The organism is Thermostilla marina (assembly GCF_054657455.1).
Map to the genome: position 1 here is coordinate 994,823 of NZ_BAAHYR010000001.1, position 20,408 is coordinate 1,015,230.

The following is a 20,408-nucleotide window of genomic DNA, read 5'->3' on the forward strand; positions in this document are numbered from 1 at the left end:
TGTCGAGGTCGGGATCGGAAGGAACAAGCGGGGGCGGATGTGCTCGTCCCCGCTCAATTGCGTCCCGCGCCGCGTTGGGCAAAGGCCGGTCTGCCGTTCCCGTTTCGCCCCGAACGGCCGTTGCTTCGCCCGTTACCGCCGACGCTCATGGCAAGCATCCGCACGCTGCCGGGACCGAGGAGTTCCTCGACGCGCCGCCGCATCTCCGGCGAAATGGAGACCTTGAATTCGTCGCAGGTCATCGTGATGACGTGACCGTCCGCCAGCAAAATCGCCAATTGCAGCTCGCAGGTGCCCTCGTAGCCGCGCAGGATCTCATACAGCCGATCGACCGTTTCGGTCGAGTGGACGCCCTCGCGAATTCGTACGGCGATACCGCGGGTGAAGCGGGCGGGCAAGTCCTGCAAGGGGATCAGTTCCTTGACGATCAAAACGGCCTCGTCGCCGGTGCCTCGTTTTTCGACCGTTCCCAAGGCGACCAAGACGGCGTCGTCTTGCAAGAGGTGGCCGAACTGGGCGTAGACGGGCGGCCACATGATGCAGCGCACGATCCCGGTGGTGTCTTCCAGGTCGAACATGCCGAACTTGGTCAGGCCGTCTTCACGCGGTTTGCGGACATGCTTGACGTTGATTGCCGAAATCATCCCCCCCAAGGCGACTTCGCTGCCGTGCGACAAGACGGCCAAGTCGGCGGTCGTCTGCGATACGTACTGTTCGAGAACCTTCGCGTACTGTTGCAGCGGGTGACTGGTCAGGTAGAAGCCGAGGACTTCTTTTTCGCGGGCGAGTTTTTCGCGTTCTTCCCATTCGGGGATGTCGGGTAGTGTCACGCGGGTGTCATTCGGCTGATCTTCTTCATCCTGCAATTCGAACAAACTGCGTTGTCCTCGCCGTTTGTCGGCGGCCGCCGAAGCGCCGGCTTGGATCGCCCGATCGAGGACGGCCATGTATTGGGCTCGATTCCCGCCGAGACTGTCGAATGCCCCCGCCTTGATCAACGATTCGATTGCCGATCGGTTGACCGCCGCCGGATCGACCCGCTCGCAGAAATCGAAGATGTCGGTGTAGGGACCGTTCTTTTCCCGCTCGGCGACGAGGGATTCGGCCGCGGCGCCGCCGCAACCCTTGATGGCCGAAAGCCCGAACAGGATTTTTCCGTCTTGCACCGCGAAATCGACGTGCGACCGGTTGACGTCGGGCGGCAGGACCTCGATGTTCATCCGCTGGCAGTCTTCCAGATGCTCGACCAGCGAATCTTTTTTCGTGAAGTTGCGGTTCGAGATATCGCTCGAAAGCAACGCCGCCATGAACTCGACGGGATAATGTGTCTTCAAGTACGCGGTGATGTACGCGATGCGTGCATAGGCCGTCGAGTGACTCTTGTTGAACCCGTATCCGGCGAACTTTTCGATCATCTCCCAAAGGTGCGCGGCCTTCTTTTCGTCGAGTCCGTTTTCCTGTGCACCCTTGAGGAACTGTTCGCGGTTCTTGGCGATGATTTCCAGCTTTTTCTTGCTGATCGCCTTGATGCAGGTGTAGGCGGCGGCCAGCGGGATGCCGCCGAGGCGATTGAGAATCCGCATCACCTGCTCTTGGTACACCATCACCCCGTGCGTTTCTTCGAGGATTTCTTTCATGACCGGGTGCGGATAGACCGCCTCTTTCCGGCCGTGCTTGACCTCGATGTAGTCGTCGACCATGCCGCCTTCAAGCGGTCCGGGGCGATACAGCGCGTTGACGGCGATCACATCGCGGATGTTGTCGGGCTTCATCCGCTGGAGGAGTTCGCGGATGCCGCCGCTTTCGAGCTGGAACACCCCCTTGGTCTCGCCGCGGCAGAGCAGGGCGTAGGTTTCTTTGTCGTCCAACGGGAGCGAATACGGGTCGATGCGTTCGCCGGTGGTCTGCTCGATCAGATCCATGACCTTCGAAAGGATGGTCAGGTTCCGCAAACCGAGGAAGTCCATCTTCAGCAGCCCGGCGCGTTCGACGTCGCCCATCGACCACTGGGTGATGACTTCTTCTTTGCCCGGCACGTGTTGAAGCGGAACGTATTCGACCAACGGGCGATCGCCGATCACTACGGCCGCCGCGTGGGTACCGACGTTGCGGGCGAGACCTTCGATCTGCTTCGCGTAGTCGAGCAATTCCCGCACTTGCGGATTCGACTCGTACATCTTCCGCAGATCGGGGCTTTCTTCCAACGCTTTCTTGAGCGTGACCTTCGGTCCCTCGGGGACCTTGGCGGTGACCTCGTTGACGAACGCGATCGGCAACCCCAACACGCGGCCCACGTCGCGGATCGCCGCCCGCGCGGCCATCGTGCCGAACGTGCCGATTTGGGCCACCGTATCGTGCCCGTATTTCTCCTTGACGTACTGAATGACCTCGCCGCGGCGCTGCTGGCAAAAGTCGATATCGATATCGGGGGCCTCGCGGCGGTTTTCGTCGAGAAACCGTTCGAACAGCAGGTCGTATTCCAGCGGGCAAACGTGGCTGAGGAACAAAGCGTAGCACACCAGCGATCCCACGCCGGAACCGCGGGCGGTGGCCTCGATGCCCCGCGACCGCGCAAAATTCACGAAGTCCCAAACGATCAAGAAGTAGTTCGGGAATCCCAGCTTGTTGATGACCGACAGCTCTTTGTTCAGCCGCTCCATTACCTCGGGAGCCAACTCGCCGTTCTTGCAACGCCGGGGATCGTTTGCGTAACGCTTTTTCAGCCCCTCGATGCACAGCTCGCGGAGGAATTCTTCGGAACTCTTGCCGTCGGGCGGGGTGTATACCGGGAAGTGCCGCACGCCGAGTTCCAGGTCGATATCGACCATGTCGGCGATCTCTTGGCTTCGCTGCACGGCGTCTTCCAACCCGGAGAATGCCGCGTACATTTCTTCCGGACCGCGCAGATAGAACTCGCTGGTTTCCATCCGCATGCGGTTTTGATCGGTGCGGAACTTTCCCGTGTTCACGCACAAGAGGATGTCTTGCGCTTCGGCATCTTCGGGGTTGACGTAATGAACGTCGCTGGTGGCCACCAACGGAATGCCCATCTTTTTGGCCACGTCGACGGCGCCTTCGGTGGCCAACCGCTGGATGTCGAGGCCGTTGTTTTGGATTTCGATGAAATAGCGATCTCCGAAGATGCTGCGGAACCAGTCGGCGATTTGCTGGGCCTTCTTGACGTCGAGATCGGCCTTGCTCAACAGGGCACGGTTGAACTCACTCGATGCACAGCCCGACAGGCAAATCAAGCCTTCGTTGTATTCGGCGAGCAATTCTTTATCGATGCGGGGACGATAGTAATAGCCCTCCAGGAACGCAGCGCTGGCCAAACGCAACAGATTCTTGAAGCCGGTTCGATTCATCGCCAACAAGGTCAGATGGTAGCTGGCCTCTTTCATGCTCGAGGCGCTCTTCTGGAACCGGCTTTCAGGCGCAACGTAGGCCTCGTAACCGATGATCGGCTTGATGCCGAGATTGTTGGCTTTTTGATAGAACTCGAGGGCCCCGAACAGGTTGCCGTGATCGGTCAGAGCAAGGGCGTTCATCGATTGCTGTTTCGCCCGTTCAAGCAACCGATCGATCGTTCCGGCACCGTCGAGAAGACTGTAGTGGCTGTGGCAATGCAGGTGGACGAAGGGCCGTGAGCTCATCCTTGATTCCCCGAATGTATGGTCAACGAGTCGAAACTCGGCTAGGTTTCCCCCAACTTGCGTATTCTTGCCCGCGGGATGCGACACTCGATGTGAAATATCGGCAGTCTGCGGCAATTGGAGGAGATAAGAAGACTTGCGAATGCCGGGCGAAACCTCAACAGGTTCGGCACGGCGACATGGAATTGTACTCGCGCAAGCAGTGCCTACACAACAACCGACCCGGAGGCTTTGGCCCCCTCGGCACAGGCATGAAGCCGAGGGGAAGGATCGAAAGGACGGCGAACGATTTGCGGATCAGGGGCTATCGTCAGGATTGCCGATTTGTCGCAAATAGTTTGCCAGTCGATCGTAAAGGTCGAGCAGATTCTGCCATTCCCGCTCGCCGATGGTGATGGTGCGGCCGTTCCGCGAGATATCGGCCGAGCGGACGAGCCGGCGAACCTTCGCGTGCAGGTACTGAAAGACCTCGCACAGTTGGGCGGCCTGGCCCGGCGACAGGCGCGGCGGCAACTCCGGCGGATTGCGGAGCTGGAGCGGGCTCAATGCCTCGGCGTGTGCTTCCCACGCCAGCTCCAGGTCGAGTTCGTTCGTCGCGGCCGAAGGGTCGCCGCCGAACAGCTCAGCTTCCTCGTCGATCGACGAGTCGAGTTCTCGAAGTTGGGCCAGACGTCGAGCGATATCGTCCCGCGAGCCGACCAGAATCGTCGATCGGCCGATGCCGATCAAATCGCCCGGCCGAATCAAGGCTACCTGGATGCTTTCGCCGTTGACCTTGGTGCCGTTCGTGCTGGCCAGGTCGGTGATGACCAGGCGTCCTTGATCTTCGAGAATCTTCGCGTGATACCGGCTGACGCGCTCATCGTTGAGTTGGATCACGTTGCCGTCTTCCCGGCCGATGGTGATCGGTGTGGGCAAATTCTCGAAGGTCTTGCCCTGATCCGCACCGTCGAGAACACGCAAGGTAACCAAGGCCATGATCGAGACCGGAGTCGAGTGGCGGTGGAAGCGGACGAAAAACGGCGGCCCGGTGCGGGGTGGGTTCCGCGACACCCCTTGCCCCTTCGGGTTGTAGCATCTGGAGACCGTAACGGTCAAGTTGCGCGACAATCCGACCTCGAAGAAGCCGATTCCTCGGGATCGCTCCGGCACCCGGCCTGCGGGGAATACGGGACGACGCGCGACTACCGGCCGGTTCACCGAATTATAGCGGCGCCTTCGGCAGATTACGGCGATACGGAGGCTCTTCCCGCGGCGGCAGCGGCTGTTTGTACATCGTCGCCCAGGCCTGTCGCTCTTCTTCGCTGGCGTAGTATCGCAGCCAAACTTCGGGATCGCCGTTCGCGAACGCGCAGTCCCAATGCAGGTAGTTGTTTCCAAGGTCGAGTTTCTTTTCGCGCGACGGCAGAATGTCGCGGTAAATCAGCCGATACAGCTCGCGATCGCTCAGATGATCGGTGAATTCCAGGACGATCCGCTTCTCAAAGAGCTTTTGGATCACGTCGTCGAGGATTTCGCGTACCTCGTCGTCGCTGAGGACTTCAGGCCGCGGCAGGCGAAGCTCCGGCTCGAACCAACGATAAATCGGCAAGACGGGGGCCATTTCCCAGGCCAGCATCGATGCCAAATATTCGTTCTCGGCCGCCAAGGGAAGACGGTGGATGTTCACGCGGCTGATCGAGTCGTCGTAGTACGGCTCCAGCTCGGTCCGCAACTCGGCGTTCCGTAGCAAGAGATCGATGTCGTCGGTGTGGTGTCGACCGGTTTCTCCCATCGGCGGTGCAGTCCTCGAACGCGGCAAGACAAAAGCCAATTGCACGTGCGAATCGAGCGCGCATTCCCACGCAGAAGGCACCGCTCGATCACGCTTGGTCCGTCATTGGGGATGGTGTTTCGCAACCCCTAAGATTCGACTGTACCAAGGCCGACTTTAGCCGCAATAAGCAAAACCGACCGATTTCGGTGAAATCTGGAATTCGCCGTCAACACAGCCGGAACAACGCGCAAAACTTCCGCCGTTCGCATCGCTCCGATGGGGGATCGGCGTGAAGGAGGAGAGAAAGCGACAACCCGGCAGTCGGGCCTTTGTGTAACGATCACGTCGATTTTGTGGGCTTCGAGCAGTTCTCTTCTTGAACGGCCCGCTCGATGGCCGCGATCTTCTCGACACGCCGGGCGTGGCGTCCGCCTTCGAAGTCGGTCGTCAACCAGATACGAACGACTTCGTTCATCAGGCGTTCTCCGAGCAGCTCGGCCGACATGCACAGCACGTTGGCATCGTTGTGGCGACGGCTCATCTCGGCGGTCAACTGATCGTGACAGGCAGCCGCCCGCACGCCGGGAATCTTGTTCGCGGCAATCGACATGCCCAACCCGGTACCGCACAGAAGGATACCGCGATCGAATTCTCCGGCGACCACTTTTCGCGCCACGGTTTCGGCGACGTCGGGATAGTCGACCGGCGTTTCGTCGTCGCCGCCGAACAACTCGACTTCGTGGCCCAGCGATTCGACGAACTTGGCCAGACGATTACGAACTTCGAAACCGCGATGATCACTTCCGATGGCTATGCGCATTTGTGTCGTTACCCGGAGGCAGTTGCTCACACAGGAGCTGCCGTTGAACCAGTTTTCGGCACCGACAGGCCCGCGGTCCGTCGGTTTCGCCGTCATTCCTAATGGACATGACGTTGCGGTCGGTCGCGATTCGCCTCGAAACGATCCGGAGATCACTGCGATTCCGCATCCGCAACCGCACTGTCTGACAACAGCGTGCGGGGGCGGGTTCGTCTGTTCGAACGCGAGCCGACGCGCCTGCTGTAAACGAATCGATGATACTGCCGCACGCTTTTACGACGCAAGAATCACCCATCCCGGGGGTATGCGCCGCCTAGTCTCGCGAGGGGATCCGTTGCCGCCGCAAGGCATGGAATTGTACGCGCAACCCGAACGATCACAAGGGGGGAAACAGCCGTGGCGACGCAATTCTTTTGGATTCAGTAGTTTGGGTCGGGAGCTTCGATAATATCGAGAAGCTCGCCGAGTCGTTGCTCGAGCGCCCGATCGATCTGATCGGCACATTGCCGGTATACCTCTTTCGAGCCGCCGATCGGATCGCAGATGTCGGATCCGTCCGGGGCGAGCACGGAGACGCGCGCCTCTACTTCGGGCCAATGCTGGATGATCGCCTGTCGATGGGATCGAGTCATCGTGTAAATGCGATCGCAATAGCGGATCAGGGCGTCACCGGCCTGCTGCGACATGTGCGATTCGAGCGAGAGACCGCGCTCGGCCAGTACCTCGACGGCCTCGGGACTGGCTGCGCCGCCGGGGAAGGCCGACAATCCGGCGGACATCACGATGACGCCGTGCTCGTCCAGCTTATCGGGGGGAACCCCCAACTTTTCGCCCAATTTGTGGCGGCACAAGACCTCGGCCATCGGGCTACGACAGGTATTTCCGGTGCACACGAATAAGATCACCACGGCCGACAGTCGCTTGAGCGTCGCTTCGTTGACGGCCCCGGCCCGCAGAATCTCCAAGCGGCCGTTGCGGGTGATTTTGACGACCGACGAAGGCTCGCCGTACCGACATGGCCCGTCGTCCAGGATGATGTCGATCGACTCGCCCAGGGCGGCATCCACTTCTTCGGCCGAGCGAGCCGGCGGTTCGCCCGACTTGTTGACGCTGGTGAGCACCAGCGGCCCGGGCAACAGTTCGAGGATATCCAAGGCCACGGGATGATCCGGCACGCGAAACCCGATCGTATTGTGCGGACGCACGCGAGGGATGACACGTTCGGGCAAACGCTGCACGAGGCTGTCGGGATGATCGGTCTCGAACACCAGCGTCACCGGACCGGGGAAGGCACGCCGTGCCAGGCGTTCGCCCAGCGGCGGCAGATCGGGGATGAAGTCGCCCACGACGTCGGCACTCCGCACCGCCAAGGCGAAGGGATGGTGCGCGTCGCGGCCTTTGATTTCCACGATGCGTTCGACGGCCTCCGGCGACAAGGCCGAGGCGGCCAGCCCGTACACTGTTTCGGTAGGAATGACGACCAGCTTGCCTTCGACCAATGCCTCCACGGTTCGGTGGACGACATCGCGGGGATCGTCGGTCTTGTCCAAGTCGATGATGACCGGTCGCTGCATGATCGCTCCTAAACCGGGCAAGAATCGGCCTGCGGCCGTCCGCTGAATGTCTACCTCGAGTCGATTGGAATACGCAAGCCCAACAGGCGATCATAGCCGATCGACCGAGATATGGCGATAGAGGCGGGATTACCACACGATCGCGGCGAATCGCAAAGGCCGCGACCCTCCGCCGTGCGGCACACGAGATCAGTAGGCGGTGAAGAATCGGGCACTGGTGCCGTTTTCGCCGACGCGGATACGAACGGGGCGGCAACACCGCGGACAGCGCCCTTCGTAAGCGGTGCCTTTGGCATTCAAGTAGATGCGAACGTACACGTCGCAGCAGGCGAAGTGAATGCCGAGAAAGCGTCGCAACCCTTCTCGACGCCCGGTTTCACCCGACACGTATTCCGGCTCGCTCGATAAATCGAGATGTTCTCCCGGCATGACGCGGCCCACGAAGTCTCCAACACATGACGCTCGATACCGATCACGCCTTAGCAAATCGGTCGGCATCGAGCCAAGAGAGGTTTCCTGATAAAGCCTAGCGGCACCGCTTCTTCGGCACCGTCGCAAGGCAACTTGCCCTTGGGGAAATCGGCCGAGTTTTCGGCGAAGCTTCGGAAGAAAATGACATGTGCCGATTATGCCGTGCGCCCTACGGCTTAGTGGGCTACTTCTTTTAGGGGGTTGATCAAAGAATTTTTGGGATTAGGTAAGGTATTGGTGGTCTGCCGTGGGGCACGAGTGGGCTGAAAAATCACGTGGTCCCGAGACGCATCCTCTCAACTGTATCGATTGGGGTGCCTCATGGCTTTGCTTTCGATTCTCGGCTGGGGCCGTGCTGCGGCGTTTCTCAGCTTTGGATTGGCGATGGCGGTTTGCTTGTCGGCCCCAGCCGCAATGTTTACCGGCTTGGGAGGGTCTGGGCACGCCTACGGCGTTTCAAGCGACGGATCTGTCGTTGTCGGTAGACATTTGGGCCTTCCCGGCCCGCAAGGCTTTCGCTGGACCGCCGCACACGGCATTGAGTTGCTGGGTGACCTTCCTGAAGGGGTTTTTGACAGCTTTGCCAGCGCGGTTTCGGCCGACGGGGAGGTCGTAGTCGGAGCAAGCTCCAGCGAGCGGAGTAGTGACGACTACGAGGCGTTCCGCTGGACGGTTGCCGACGGCATGGCTGGGATAGGCGATCTTCCGGGGGGAGCCTTTTCCAGTCAAGCTCACGGGATATCCGCAGACGGATCCGTCATCGTGGGGTTTGGACGTAGCGACTCGAATGTGCAGGCGTTTCGCTGGACTGCCGAAGGCGGAATGATCGGCTTGGGCGATTTGCCTGGGGGAAACGTTGCCAGCATGGCCGAGGACGTTTCCGCTGATGGGGCGGTGGTTGTCGGAGGCGGCCACAGCGCTTCAGGACGCGAGGCGTTCCGCTGGACATCTACGGACGGCATGGTGGGCTTGGGTGATCTGGAGGGCGGGCTCTTTGGCAGTTGGGCCTACGGCGTTTCTGATAACGGATTAGTTGTCGTCGGCGAAAGCGACAGCGCGAGCGGTGAGGAGGCGTTTCGTTGGACCGCAGCAGAGGGGATGGTCGGATTGGGCGATTTCCCCGGGAGGGAGTTTCGAAGTTACGCCCAAGATGCGTCGAATGACGGTTCGATCATTGTCGGGTTTGGTACCGATGACGAGGGAGTCAACGCTGCCATTTGGGATAACGTGCATGGAATGCGCAAATTGAAAGACGTCCTGATCAATGACTATGGCTTGGAGAGTAGTCTGGATGGTTGGCGCTTGATCGCCGCGACCGATATTTCGCCGGACGGTTTGTATATTGTCGGGTATGGGACCGGTCCTTCCGGCGGTATGGAACCTTGGATTGCGTCGTTGGCGCCCGGCTCTCAGGTGCCGGAACCCGGTTTCTTCGTGCTCTTGGGTTCCGCGGGACTCGGTCTGTCCGTCGGCGGTATCATGCGGCACCTTCGACGCAAGGCTCAGAGATGGCGACGGAGAACGATGTAAGGCGATCGCTGGTAACCAAGCGGGATAGTTCGGCCGCCGGGTGACGGCATTGTTCCAATGTTCGTCCGGCACCGTGTCGCGAGAATTACCCCCGGTTCGCGAGCGGCAGCGGCATCGTGGACGTGTGCGTCTTGACCGGTTGAAGGACGCGGAGTAGAGTTAGGGGGTTGTGTTTACGCTTGTGACAAACGACGCAAAGTGATCGACGTGATGAAGATTTTGCTGTGCGGCCTTTTGGGTTTATTGCTTTTGCCCCTTCCCTAGGGGCCGATGGGTTCGCGCAGCGTTTCAACTGATTCAAAAAAGAAATCAACGAACCCGAGGCCCTGAACCGGTCTCGGGTTTTCGTTTTTGGGTTGTTTCCATGATTTGTGATCGTCGTTCCGTTCGCCGCATCCGTCCTACGAGGGCCTGGTTGGTGTTGCCTCCGCCGACCAAGGGTCGGCATTCGGGCGTTGGTACGTGGATGTAATTCAAGAAACCGCTCGCGATCGCGAACCACGGCATTCCGTCAAGCAGTTCGAAGTTTCCTGTCGGCGGTTCGGCATGCGATCGCGGACGACAATCAGACCTCGAAGGACAGCGGCAGATCATGGCAAACAGTTCATCATCGGCTCTCGACAAATCTCCCCGTCGGATCGTCATCTTCGACACAACCCTGCGGGACGGCGAACAGTCGCCCGGCTGCAGCATGAACCTGGCCGAAAAGCTCGAGGTGGCACAGGCCCTCGTGCAATTGGGCGTCGACGTCATCGAAGCCGGGTTTCCGATCGCCTCGCCCGGCGACTTCGAAGCGGTCAAGGCCGTTTCGGAACAGGTCAAAGGTGTCGTCGTTTGCGGTTTGGCGCGGTGCCGTCCCGAAGATATCGATCGCGCGTGGGAAGCGCTGAAGAAGGCGGAAGAACCGCGCATTCACGTCTTCTTGGCGACCAGCGCCATTCACCGTGAACACAAGCTGCGGATGGGCAAGGAAGAAATCATCGAGCGCGCGGTGGCCGGGGTAAAGCGGGCTGCATCGTACTGCTCGAACATCGAATTTTCGCCCGAAGACGCCGCCCGCACCGAACTCGATTTCCTGTGCCAAGTCGTCGAAGCCGCCATCGATGCGGGGGCGACGACGGTGAACATCCCCGACACGGTCGGGTACGCGACGCCCGCTCACATGCACCATGTGATTTCGACACTGCGGGCACGCGTCAAGAATATCCACAAGGCCGTCATCAGTGTGCACTGTCACAACGACCTGGGCATGGCCGTCGCCAACAGCTTGGCGGCGGTCGAAGCCGGGGCCGGGCAGATCGAATGTACGATCAACGGTATCGGCGAGCGGGCGGGCAACTGCGCCCTGGAAGAGGTCGTCATGGCCCTGCGCGTGCGCCAGGATGTATACCACGCCGATACGAACGTAGTCAGTCAACGCCTTGTGCCGACCAGCCGCCTGGTGGCGGGCATCACCGGCATGCACGTTCAGCGAAACAAGGCGATCGTCGGTCAAAATGCCTTCGCGCACGAAGCCGGCATTCATCAGGACGGCATCCTCAAGGAACGCTCGACCTACGAGATCATGCGGCCGGAGGATGTCGGATTCACCCACAGCGACCTCGTGCTGGGCAAACATAGCGGCCGTGCCGCGTTGGCCGCCCGCGCAAGGGCGCTGGGATACGAACTCACGCCCGAACAGTTGGACGAGGTCTTCAAGCAGTTCAAAGTCCTCGCCGACAAGAAGAAAGAAGTCTACGACGGCGACCTGGCGGCGCTGATCGAGCAGCAATCGCAGATCGTCCCCGATGTGTGGACCCTCGAAGATTACCAGCTCGATTGCGGATTGGGCCGCACGCCCAGAGTTGCCCTGAAACTCCGTCGCGGCGAAACAGTGGAACAAACGGAGCTCGCCGGCGGAGACGGTCCCGTCGACGCGATCTTCCTGGCCATCGAAAAGCTGACCGGGGTGAGCGTCACCTGCCGCGATTTCAACGTGCATAGCGTCACCGTGGGCAAAGACGCCCAAGGCGAAGTGCAAGTTCAGTTGGAACACAAAGGCACGATTTACCGCGGACGCGGTGTTTCGACCGACAGCATCGAGGCTTCGGCCAAGGCGTTTTTGAATGCGATCAACCGCATTTTGGCCGTCGAAAACGGGACGGCCGTCGCCAAGGTCGAGTAACCGTCTCGACGTACCAAGTCACGCCGAAGCGTTGCTTCGGTAAGGCCGAGTGGCGGAATTGGCAGACGCACAGGACTTAAAATCCTGTGGGCCGGAAGGCCCGTGCGGGTTCGATCCCCGCCTCGGCTATTCCCCGCGATCGGAACGTCCGTGTCGGGACGTCACGGCTCGCGCGTGAGGCTGAAATCGCGGAATTCGATCGTCGGTTTGCGGGCGAGCGTCGAATCGGGAAAGACGATCGACACCGCCTGCGTGTCGGCGTGTTCGGGAATCGAGAATCCCACCGAAATCGGTTGAAACCGGTCGTTCAACGAGAAGAAACGCCCAGCGGCTTCCGCCGACGGTTCGCGAGGAACGTTCACCACGATGCCCGCCGCCGGATCGCATCGCGCCTGGAAAGTGAGCGCGTACCTCGTCTCTTTCTCCAGTTCGAGCGATTGCAAGTCGATCGTCAACACCACCGGCTTGGCGTCTTGGAGCTTGGTCGTGTCGAGGCGATAGACGCCGTCGGCATCGAAGCGCGGCTGTTCTTTCGCATACGGCGGATACCAAAGTTGCAGCGTCGGCCGGTGCGGAAACAGATTTCGCGCCGTGTGCGCATCGTCCGGAGGGCAGGAAACGCCGACGGCCAAGATCGACTCGGCGGGCACGAGCAGGTAGTCGCCGGCCGCGCGGGCCGATTCCAGGCGGGAGACGTCCGTCGGCAGTACGGCTTCGGCGGAACATCGCAGGCACGTGACCGCGGCATCCCCTAGTTCCGGCGGCAAATGCAGCAGCAGCGGTTCTCCCCCGCGATGGACGACGAACAGCCGGAGCGCTTCGTCGGCGCGGACGGCGAATCCGCAAAGCGCCGTCGACGAGAACTCCACCGGCACGAAGCGATCGGCGTCGCCGATGGTCGCGCCCAGCAACCGAAAGAAATCCCACGAGGCCGCGCGGCGGACCGTGCCGGACTCTTTGTCGTACGAAACCGTTCCGAACGGCGCACCCCAAATCTGATGGAAGCATGCCGCCGTGATGCGGTCGCGGTGGTCGAACAAGCGGCAAAACGCGCTTCCTAGGAACAAGAGCTCGGCCCCGGTATTCTTGTATCGGCGCAGGGCCGTTTGCCCCAGGTTCCATTCGGTGAACCAGATGGGCCGGTGCGGAAGCAGCGAAGCGAATTCGGCCACGGCGTCGTCGAACATCGCCTCGGGGTGCAACAGGGCCGTTGCCGGAAGGGAGGTTCCGGCTTCCAACGCGATGCCTTGTCCGCCGAAGTACTCGTGGTACACGATCGCGTCGAACCACGTTTCTTTCGCCAGTACGGCGTTCCACTTGGCCCGGTAGTCGGTCGTCTCGCTGTGGACGGGACCGAAGCACGCGCCGATTTCGATGGCCGGATCGTGGGCCTTGAGGGCCTTGGCCAAGGGACGGCACGCCTGAAGGTACTGCCACACGTTGATCAGCGAACGAGGATCCCAGTACGGTTCGTTGCCCATCTCGATGCGCCGGACACGCAGGCCTTCGGCGGCCAAGTGTTCGAGCAACGCGACGGCATCTTCCGGTGACGTTTCGTACACGTTCAACACCCAGATCGGTTCGAATTTGAACCGGCGGCAGGTGTCGATGTAGCCCGGCAGCCCGTAAGGGCGGCCGATCTCGCGGAACAACGTCAATTGCCGGCGGGCCCAACCCGTTCGGTCGCCGACCGGATCCGAAAACCCGTCCTGACGCCAAAGGTAGTTGTTGGCGATCGTGCCGCCGGGGAATCGCAGGCCTGCCGGCTCGATAGACGCGACCAGCCGCCGAAACTCGGGGCTGTCGTAGCCGATTCCGTGCAAGGCGGTGTCGAGCAGCAAGTTCGTGTTGAACGTGTACAACAGGCGAGGAAACGGTTCGGCGCCACCGAGAGTCGTTTCGACCGGTTGCGGAGGGGCGGCTGCCGTGGGACCGCCCAACGAAATGGTGACCACCAGGCCTGAAAGCACGACGGCGGCGGGGCGAAGCATGGCGAAGTTCCGGTAAGGCGTCGGCGATACGAAGAAAACGCAGGGGGCCAATCCATTCTAATTCGCAGACGGTCGTCGCGAAAAACGCCGACAGGGAAAACGCGATCGCCGAACCGCCTGTCCGGCCGTTCGGCTACGGCGCCACGGCATCGGCCGGAAGCTCGGGAGCGTCGATGTCGGCGGGCAGACGCATTCGGCGACCGTCGACGGCCGCACGTCGCATGACCTCTTCGATCTGCCGCAATCGATCGTACTTTTGCTGTTGCAGGCGTTCCCTTTCGGCCAATTGGTATTCCGGCGTCATATCGGGACGCGGCGAGGCGGCCAGGCGGTTCCGCCCTCCTTCGATCAAGGCGAGTGCCTGTTGATACGGCGAATCGGGATCGTCGCTCGGTTCGAGTTTCGTCAGGCAACGGCTCTTTTCGGGACGTGTGAAATCGACCTGGTCGATAAACGGATTTTTCGAGACAGCCACGCCGGTGAGTTGTTCGAGCCGTTGCAGTTCGGCGGCCGTCAGCGGCGATCGGCCGAAGGGGTTATCGCCGTATGCGCCCGCGGCATACTCGGGATAATACGGCGCGTTGATGTCGATCCACGTGAGAATGCGGTCGATGTCCTCGGCAGTGAGGTGAATTTGCGAGTCGACGGCCGGGTCGCCGTGGCCTTCGAGGACGACCTCGGCCAGCCGGCTGGCGTGCGATCCCCACGAGCGCGGCGGTTGCGTTTGCGCCGGTCCTGCTCCGACGACCTTCACATAGCCTTTGCGCCGCAATTCGACGTACGACATGTTGAATACCAGGTTCAGATCACCGCACAGGTTCAGCGTATCGCCCGCCGGACGGTCATAGTTGTGGCATTGAACGCAATGCCGATCGAACACCGGTTGGACTTCGGCGGTATAGCTGAACGTTCGCGGCGGGCCGTACCACGGCGTGAGTTTTTCCGGCGGTCGCTGCATGGCCGACGGCAGTCGATCGGTGAGCACGCTCTCGCGGCGGTCTTCGTGACACCCGACGCACCCGATCCGCTCGCCGGGCTGCACGATCGTGCCGCTTCGCATCGACTGCACCATGCGGCCTTTGTCGTCGACGAGTTGGAAGTAGACGTATTTCAACGCAGGAACGGCGAAGTAGACGCTGCCGTCTTCTTCGACGGGTACCGTGCCGAGAATGCGTTTGTTGTTGAAGTCGTCCCACGCCATGCCGGGGGCTTGTTGGCCCGTTCCGCCGTTCCAGGCAGGTTTGGTCCAAAAACGTTTCTCCGGCGACTCGACGACGCGCAAATACTTGATGCTGCCGCGCGGAATCCGATCCATGCCGAATCCGCGGTACACGTCGACCACGTAGAAGTACCCTTCTTCGGCGGCGAGGTCGTGCGTCGGCGGCAACACCGGCGGACGTGTCCGCGGTGCCAACGGCATCGGATCGAAACAGCCGGGGGCCTCTCGGTAGACGGGGACCTCGTTGCCGAATACATCGACCAAGTACAAGGCCATCTCTTCCCCGTTGCCGGTCATGCGCGAGCACAGGAAGAACTCGGCCGACAGCGGATAGGGATCTTCGTACTTGATCTTCAACCGTTTGAACGTGTCGTAATTACCGACGCCGACCAGGTCGATCGCCTCGGGCGGCCACGTGCGGACGACCGGCTCGCGACCGTCCATACCCAGACGCCGATCGACCAGCGCCAACGCCCCCCACGGACGATCGTGGCACGAGGTAAACACCGAAACGAACAGCGGCGAATCGGGAATCGGTCGCGCGTCGATCACGCCGCCCGGCGAGTTCGTGTTGTTTCCCCAAAACAGTGCGTGGTTCGTGCCGTCGGGACGCACCGTCCACAACCCTTGCGCATCGCCGAAATTGCGATCGACGTATTCCCAGCGGTCGTACAAGATGCGGCCGTCCGGCAGCAGCGCCGCGTGTCCTTCGTGCAGCGTACTGCGACCGATCTGGATGATGTTCGAACCGTCGGCATTCATCACGAACAGGTTGCCCATGATGTGCCGATTGCACATGCAAAACTTCGGTTCGCGGGTCGCGGTAAAGCAAATGCGTCCGTCGGGTAGATAGATCGGATCGATGTCGCTGACGCCCGAGCCGAACGTCAGTTGCCGCGGTGTGTTTTCCCCCAACGTCAACTCGTAGATGTGGTAGTCGTCTTTGATGTTCCGCCGCATCGAGAACAGGATGCGGCGGCCGTCGAACGAGACGTCGGGATCGCGGACGACGCCCTCGGGAAGCTCGATCAACGTTTCGACCCGGCCGGTATCGACGTGCAACAGTCGCATCGCACCGCCGCCGCGGAAGCTCGATTCATTGATTTCGCCGGTTTGGAACATCGTCGCCGTGTTGTGGTGGTCGTTGAGGTATTGTTGCCGCACGACGAACAGAATCGGCGCACGATTGACCAGCGGGTTTTCTCTGACCAAGGCTTCGTACGCCAGCTCGCGGAGCGACTCTTGCAGTGCCGCCGCCTTTTGCTTCGAAGCGTGTTCAGCCTTTTCGGCCAGCTCGCGGGCGCGAGAACGAAACGCCTCGGCAAGGGGATAGTCGCTGCCGAATTTCGCTTCCAGGTGATCGATCGCCGCAATCAACGAATCGATTCCCGCCGGTTGCGCGGCTCGGGCGTTTCCCGTAAATCCCGAAAACAAAACGCCGACCGCCGCCGCGATCGACATGCCGAAAGAAAGTACCGATCGGTTCGCGAGCCGAATGAAGCGTGCAGCACGCATGAATAGCCTCGGAAAATGGGGGTTCATTTCGGGGCAAAGCCTAAGGATGGGAAGACCATTTCCAATTTTACTTTCCTCGTCATAGAGATGACAGGCGATTACGCCGCGCGAGGCGATCGACTCCGGGGTGCGGCAAATTGAAAAAACGTCGCGTCGAGCGTCGGCTTTGCGCATGTTGTGCAGATTGCCGGGTTTATGGCGAATGTTTTCCTCTTGGTCGGGAATCCGAGAAGCTGGTACGATACCACGTGCGGTCCATGTCGGCGCATGGAGGAGAGCGAGCGTTGCGGCATCGGCTGTCCGATGATCTGCTCGTCGCCATATGAGGATCTTGCGCGGCCGATTCGATGCACGGAAGCAAGCAGCACAAGATGTCCGCGTTCCACTTGCCCGCGGGCGTGGTCTGCGCGCTGTGCGTGCTGGTTGTCGGCGGATGCCGCTTGCTGCATCGAGACGACGAAGCCGCCAAGGCCTTGCAGTTCAGCCGGCAATTGACGCAACAAGCCCTCATCGACATGCAGTGCGGCAACTGGGAGGAAGCCGACCGGCAGTTGACCGAGGCGTTGCGACAGGCCCCGAACGATCCCGAGGCACGCCGATATTATGCCGCCGTATTGTGGAAATGCGGCAAAAAGCGTGAAGCCGTCGCCCACATGGAAAGGGCCGTTCGCCTCGATCCCGACAACGCCGAGCTTCGCGTGATCTTGGCCCAATATCTCATCGACCTGGGAGATTTGCGGGAAGCCGATCGGCACGTGTCGCAAGCGGCGCGGATCGATCCGAATCGGGCCGACGTGTGGACGACGCGGGCGATGCTTCTCGATGCATTGGGACGCACCGACGACGCCTTGGCCGATTTGCAGCGAGCGGCGGGTATCGAACCGGAGAATCGCGACATTCTCCTGCGAATCGCCGAGGTGTACGACGCGCTCGGCAAGAACTACATGGCGCTGGCGGCGCGGCAGCGGGTTGCCCGCTCGTACCGCAGTGGTGAGGAGCCGCCCGATCTGCTTTACGACCTGGGGAGAACGTACCTGGCCTGTCGGCGCTATCACGAGGCGGCCGCCCATCTGGCGAAAGCCGTCGAACGCGGAAGAGACGACGCCGACACGCTCTATCTGCTGGCCGCCGCCCGCTGGGCGGAAGGAGACGTCCGGGGCGCGAAATGGGCCGTCGATCGCGCCCGCGCCAAATCCCCGAACGACGAACGCATCGCGCAACTTCAACAACAAATCGCGCCGGTACTGCCCGCCGGTTATTTGCAATCGCCGCCCGAGTCGCAAAGGAACGCCGTCCGGTGATTCGTCCGGTCGGATTGTGCGGAATTTGCGGTGTGTGCGGCGGTTCCGCAGGCGTCTCGACCTCAACGCCGGGAATCACGGCCGGAATCGTCCGAATCGGCGGCAAGCGTGATGTAGATTACAAACGGCAGGTGTCTCCCTTCGGCAACACGCTGCCCGCCGGTAATTCTTCGGCCCGGCCGTTCGTTCGAGGATGGTGAACCATGACCACGGAATCGACGCAACTTCCCGACAGCAATCCTACCGAAGCACCCGTCTTCGTCGATCGCCGAAAGAACGTCGGCGGTACGGCCCCGGGCGGACGGGAACGCCGTCAGTTTGCCGACAGTCACGAGGGGCTGTCTCCTGAGGCCCGCGAATTGGCCTTGGCGATCGACAGCTACAAGGCGACGCACCATCGCCGCTTCATTACCTACGAAGAAATGCTCCAGGTCATCCGGTCGCTGGGGTATCACAAGTAGGGAAATCGAATCCGGAAAGCCGCTTCGATTGGTCGTTGTGAATAGACTTTGGTCATCGGCGGTTTCCCCGGCTTCCTTTTCTGCGTGTCGCGGAGGACTCGGAATCGTCCTCGGTCTCTGCGCAACAAGGCAACCGGCGTGGATGTCGGCCCATTACGGCGGATGGGGGCGCGCTTGCAGAAGGAGCCGAGCCGCCCGACGCGGAACTCGACGAATCACGCCGTCCCGAGGGCTCGCCTTGCCTCGTCGATGATCGGACTGTCGGGACGTCGAGAGCCGAGCAAGCGGCAACACGCGGCCGACAACAACAACGGCCGCAAGTCTTCGGAAACGTGTTCGGCATTTTCCAGGATCGCGTAGCCGTATTTGTAATCGTGGGCGCCGGTCGACTTGTCGATCAGCAGTCGGCGGGCGGCGGCCGCCCAGCTCGAGACGGAACCGCCGTCCTGGAAGTACCGTAGGCTCCGGGCGATCGCCTCGGGAGTTTCGGTTCCCACGAGATCGAAAACGGCCTCCGGCGCGTCGATTCGCTTGTTGCTCGGCCGCAGCTCGTCGATGGACGTAGCCTCCACGCGACCTCGTTGGATCATCGCCTCGCGAAACAGCGGCAGAAAGGCCGCATTCTGCAAGAGCAACAAGTGAGCCGTTTCCGGATCGGTCGTTTGTCGTCGCACGTAGTGCATGGCGTTGGTCGTAGTCACGGCGTGGAGTGCAACGATCCCGTTCTGCCGCAACAGCAGTTCGACAGAGGCCAAGAACAAGGCGTCCCACACCGATTGTTCGGGGGTTCCTCGATTGAGGGCTTCGACGACGATGTCGCAGGCTTCGTCCTCGTTGCACTCGCGGAGCCGAGCGACCAATTGCAGTGCCCGTTGCGGCTGTGGAGCGTTGTCGGACGATCGGCGAATTTCCCGCACGAGGTCCCGGTTGCGACGCCAACTGTGATCGGCTCGGTCTTCTCGGCGGGCGGGGTTGCCGTCCTCGTGCATCAACAGCGCGTAGGCCAGCGACCGAAGCGCCGACTCGGCGGGCGTCCAACCGGTGATTTCGAGCACGCGGTGCGTGTTGGCCACGTCGATGATCTTGTGACCGATCGAGCGGAAGTCGCGGCAACCGAACCGGAAGAACGCTTCCCACAGGGCTGTCGAAGGCCCCTGGCGGGCCCAAACGGCAATCGCGGCGTCGGCTTCCGATTCCTGCCACTGTTCCATGGCGGCCCGGAACGCTTCCTCGGCTTCGTCGGCTTTGGGGAGCCTCTCGGCCGCTACCGGATCCAGGGCCCAACCGCGCTCCCGCGAGTCTTGACGCTGCGTCTCTTTGAAATAATCCAGGCCCCAGAAGAGCGGCAACCACTTGCGATCGCGATCGGCCTGTATGTGTGCTAGGTGGAGCGACTGATTGACCAATACGGTGTGAAACTTGAAGCCGACCGACGGTCGCGGCTCGACATTGCGGACGCCCGCCAGCAGCAAGGCGGCCAGAAGTCTCGGTTCGTCGGGTGTACGGCGTACCTGTTCGGCGAAGACGGGTACGATCCGCTCCCGCGGAGTCTTTTCAATTAGTTGCACCCACGCGGCGTATTCCGCAGGAACGGGCGCTTCGGGAATATCGTCTCCCGGTGCGGCCGTCGACCGGTCCGGTGCGACCCACCAGCTTGTCCCCGCAAGGCTGCCGATCGCCGTTGTTCTGAGGAACCTTCGCCGCGACCAGAATGTTGTTCTTTTCACGACATGCTCCCGCGTGGTAAGAGGCAGGCGAGAAAAACGGCCGATAGTCGTAGGGAATTGTTGCCCGTCACAGGCGCAATGGCAAGGAAAGAAACGGAATACGTCGCTCTTCCGGCCGCGGCACGGCCGGCTTGTTGTGGGGAATCGCACGCTCGCCGGCGCCGTCCATTTTCGCGATGCGCGGTCGGGCAACTGCCGTAAGATCGAGAGTGTGGTAGACGAGATG

The 20,408-nt window shown here is 61.2% G+C and carries 14 protein-coding genes and 1 tRNA gene; 6 read left to right on the top strand and 9 right to left on the bottom strand.

Annotated elements, in window-relative coordinates:
- Positions 1 to 53 precede the first annotated feature (53 nt).
- The 6 genes from dnaE to ACYQ2I_RS03565 form a co-directional block, all read right to left on the bottom strand.
- Positions 54 to 3,653, bottom strand: coding sequence for a DNA polymerase III subunit alpha (gene dnaE / locus ACYQ2I_RS03540; RefSeq protein ID WP_460165614.1), 3,600 nt, complete (start codon positions 3,651 to 3,653; stop codon positions 54 to 56).
- A gap of 297 nt (positions 3,654 to 3,950) precedes the next feature.
- Entirely contained in the window at positions 3,951 to 4,706 is a 756-nt protein-coding gene (locus ACYQ2I_RS03545; protein ID WP_460165615.1) for an FHA domain-containing protein, read from the bottom strand.
- A gap of 151 nt (positions 4,707 to 4,857) precedes the next feature.
- Positions 4,858 to 5,427 carry a hypothetical protein gene (locus tag ACYQ2I_RS03550; protein ID WP_460165616.1) on the bottom strand — a complete coding sequence of 190 codons (570 nt, stop codon included), beginning with the start codon at positions 5,425 to 5,427 and terminating at the stop codon, positions 4,858 to 4,860.
- Between the two features lie 322 nt (positions 5,428 to 5,749).
- Positions 5,750 to 6,229, bottom strand: coding sequence for a ribose 5-phosphate isomerase B (rpiB, locus tag ACYQ2I_RS03555; RefSeq protein ID WP_460165617.1), 480 nt, complete (start codon positions 6,227 to 6,229; stop codon positions 5,750 to 5,752).
- Positions 6,230 to 6,648: 419 nt separating this feature from the next.
- The gene (locus ACYQ2I_RS03560) at positions 6,649 to 7,803 is read right to left on the bottom strand and encodes an L-threonylcarbamoyladenylate synthase (protein WP_460165618.1); all 1,155 of its coding nucleotides are present in this window, start codon (positions 7,801 to 7,803) and stop codon (positions 6,649 to 6,651) included.
- Between the two features lie 189 nt (positions 7,804 to 7,992).
- The gene (locus ACYQ2I_RS03565; RefSeq protein WP_460165619.1) at positions 7,993 to 8,244 is read right to left on the bottom strand and encodes a hypothetical protein; all 252 of its coding nucleotides are present in this window, start codon (positions 8,242 to 8,244) and stop codon (positions 7,993 to 7,995) included.
- 351 nt (positions 8,245 to 8,595) lie between these two features.
- On the opposite strand from ACYQ2I_RS03565, the gene ACYQ2I_RS03570 reads away from it, so the two are divergent.
- The 3 genes from ACYQ2I_RS03570 to ACYQ2I_RS03580 all read left to right on the top strand — a co-directional run bounded on the left by ACYQ2I_RS03570 (position 8,596) and on the right by ACYQ2I_RS03580 (position 12,097).
- The gene (locus tag ACYQ2I_RS03570) at positions 8,596 to 9,804 is read left to right on the top strand and encodes a hypothetical protein (protein ID WP_460165620.1); all 1,209 of its coding nucleotides are present in this window, start codon (positions 8,596 to 8,598) and stop codon (positions 9,802 to 9,804) included.
- A 592-nt stretch (positions 9,805 to 10,396) separates the two neighbouring features.
- Positions 10,397 to 11,968: a 2-isopropylmalate synthase gene (locus tag ACYQ2I_RS03575; RefSeq protein ID WP_460165621.1), complete on the top strand. Its 1,572-nt coding sequence runs from the start codon at positions 10,397 to 10,399 to the stop codon at positions 11,966 to 11,968.
- 43 nt (positions 11,969 to 12,011) lie between these two features.
- Positions 12,012 to 12,097: transfer RNA gene (locus tag ACYQ2I_RS03580), tRNA-Leu, on the top strand.
- Positions 12,098 to 12,129: 32 nt separating this feature from the next.
- On the opposite strand, the gene ACYQ2I_RS03585 is transcribed toward ACYQ2I_RS03580, so the two are convergent.
- Positions 12,130 to 13,959: a hypothetical protein gene (locus tag ACYQ2I_RS03585; RefSeq protein ID WP_460165622.1), complete on the bottom strand. Its 1,830-nt coding sequence runs from the start codon at positions 13,957 to 13,959 to the stop codon at positions 12,130 to 12,132.
- A gap of 133 nt (positions 13,960 to 14,092) precedes the next feature.
- The gene (locus ACYQ2I_RS03590; protein ID WP_460165623.1) at positions 14,093 to 16,693 is read right to left on the bottom strand and encodes an HzsA-related protein; all 2,601 of its coding nucleotides are present in this window, start codon (positions 16,691 to 16,693) and stop codon (positions 14,093 to 14,095) included.
- Positions 16,694 to 17,064: 371 nt separating this feature from the next.
- On the opposite strand from ACYQ2I_RS03590, the gene ACYQ2I_RS03595 reads away from it, so the two are divergent.
- The 3 genes from ACYQ2I_RS03595 to ACYQ2I_RS03605 are packed head-to-tail and all read left to right on the top strand — an operon-like array spanning position 17,065 to position 18,455.
- Positions 17,065 to 17,994, top strand: coding sequence for a tetratricopeptide repeat protein (locus tag ACYQ2I_RS03595; RefSeq protein ID WP_460165624.1), 930 nt, complete (start codon positions 17,065 to 17,067; stop codon positions 17,992 to 17,994).
- Positions 17,991 to 18,194, top strand: coding sequence for a hypothetical protein (locus ACYQ2I_RS03600; RefSeq protein ID WP_460165625.1), 204 nt, complete (start codon positions 17,991 to 17,993; stop codon positions 18,192 to 18,194). The genes ACYQ2I_RS03595 and ACYQ2I_RS03600 overlap by 4 nt, the downstream gene beginning before the upstream one ends.
- A 3-nt stretch (positions 18,195 to 18,197) precedes the next feature.
- Complete coding sequence (locus tag ACYQ2I_RS03605; RefSeq protein WP_460165626.1) at positions 18,198 to 18,455, top strand: hypothetical protein; 258 nt, start codon at positions 18,198 to 18,200, stop codon at positions 18,453 to 18,455.
- Between the two features lie 215 nt (positions 18,456 to 18,670).
- On the opposite strand, the gene ACYQ2I_RS03610 is transcribed toward ACYQ2I_RS03605, so the two are convergent.
- The gene (locus tag ACYQ2I_RS03610; protein ID WP_460165627.1) at positions 18,671 to 20,182 is read right to left on the bottom strand and encodes a hypothetical protein; all 1,512 of its coding nucleotides are present in this window, start codon (positions 20,180 to 20,182) and stop codon (positions 18,671 to 18,673) included.
- Positions 20,183 to 20,408: the final 226 nt, after the last annotated feature.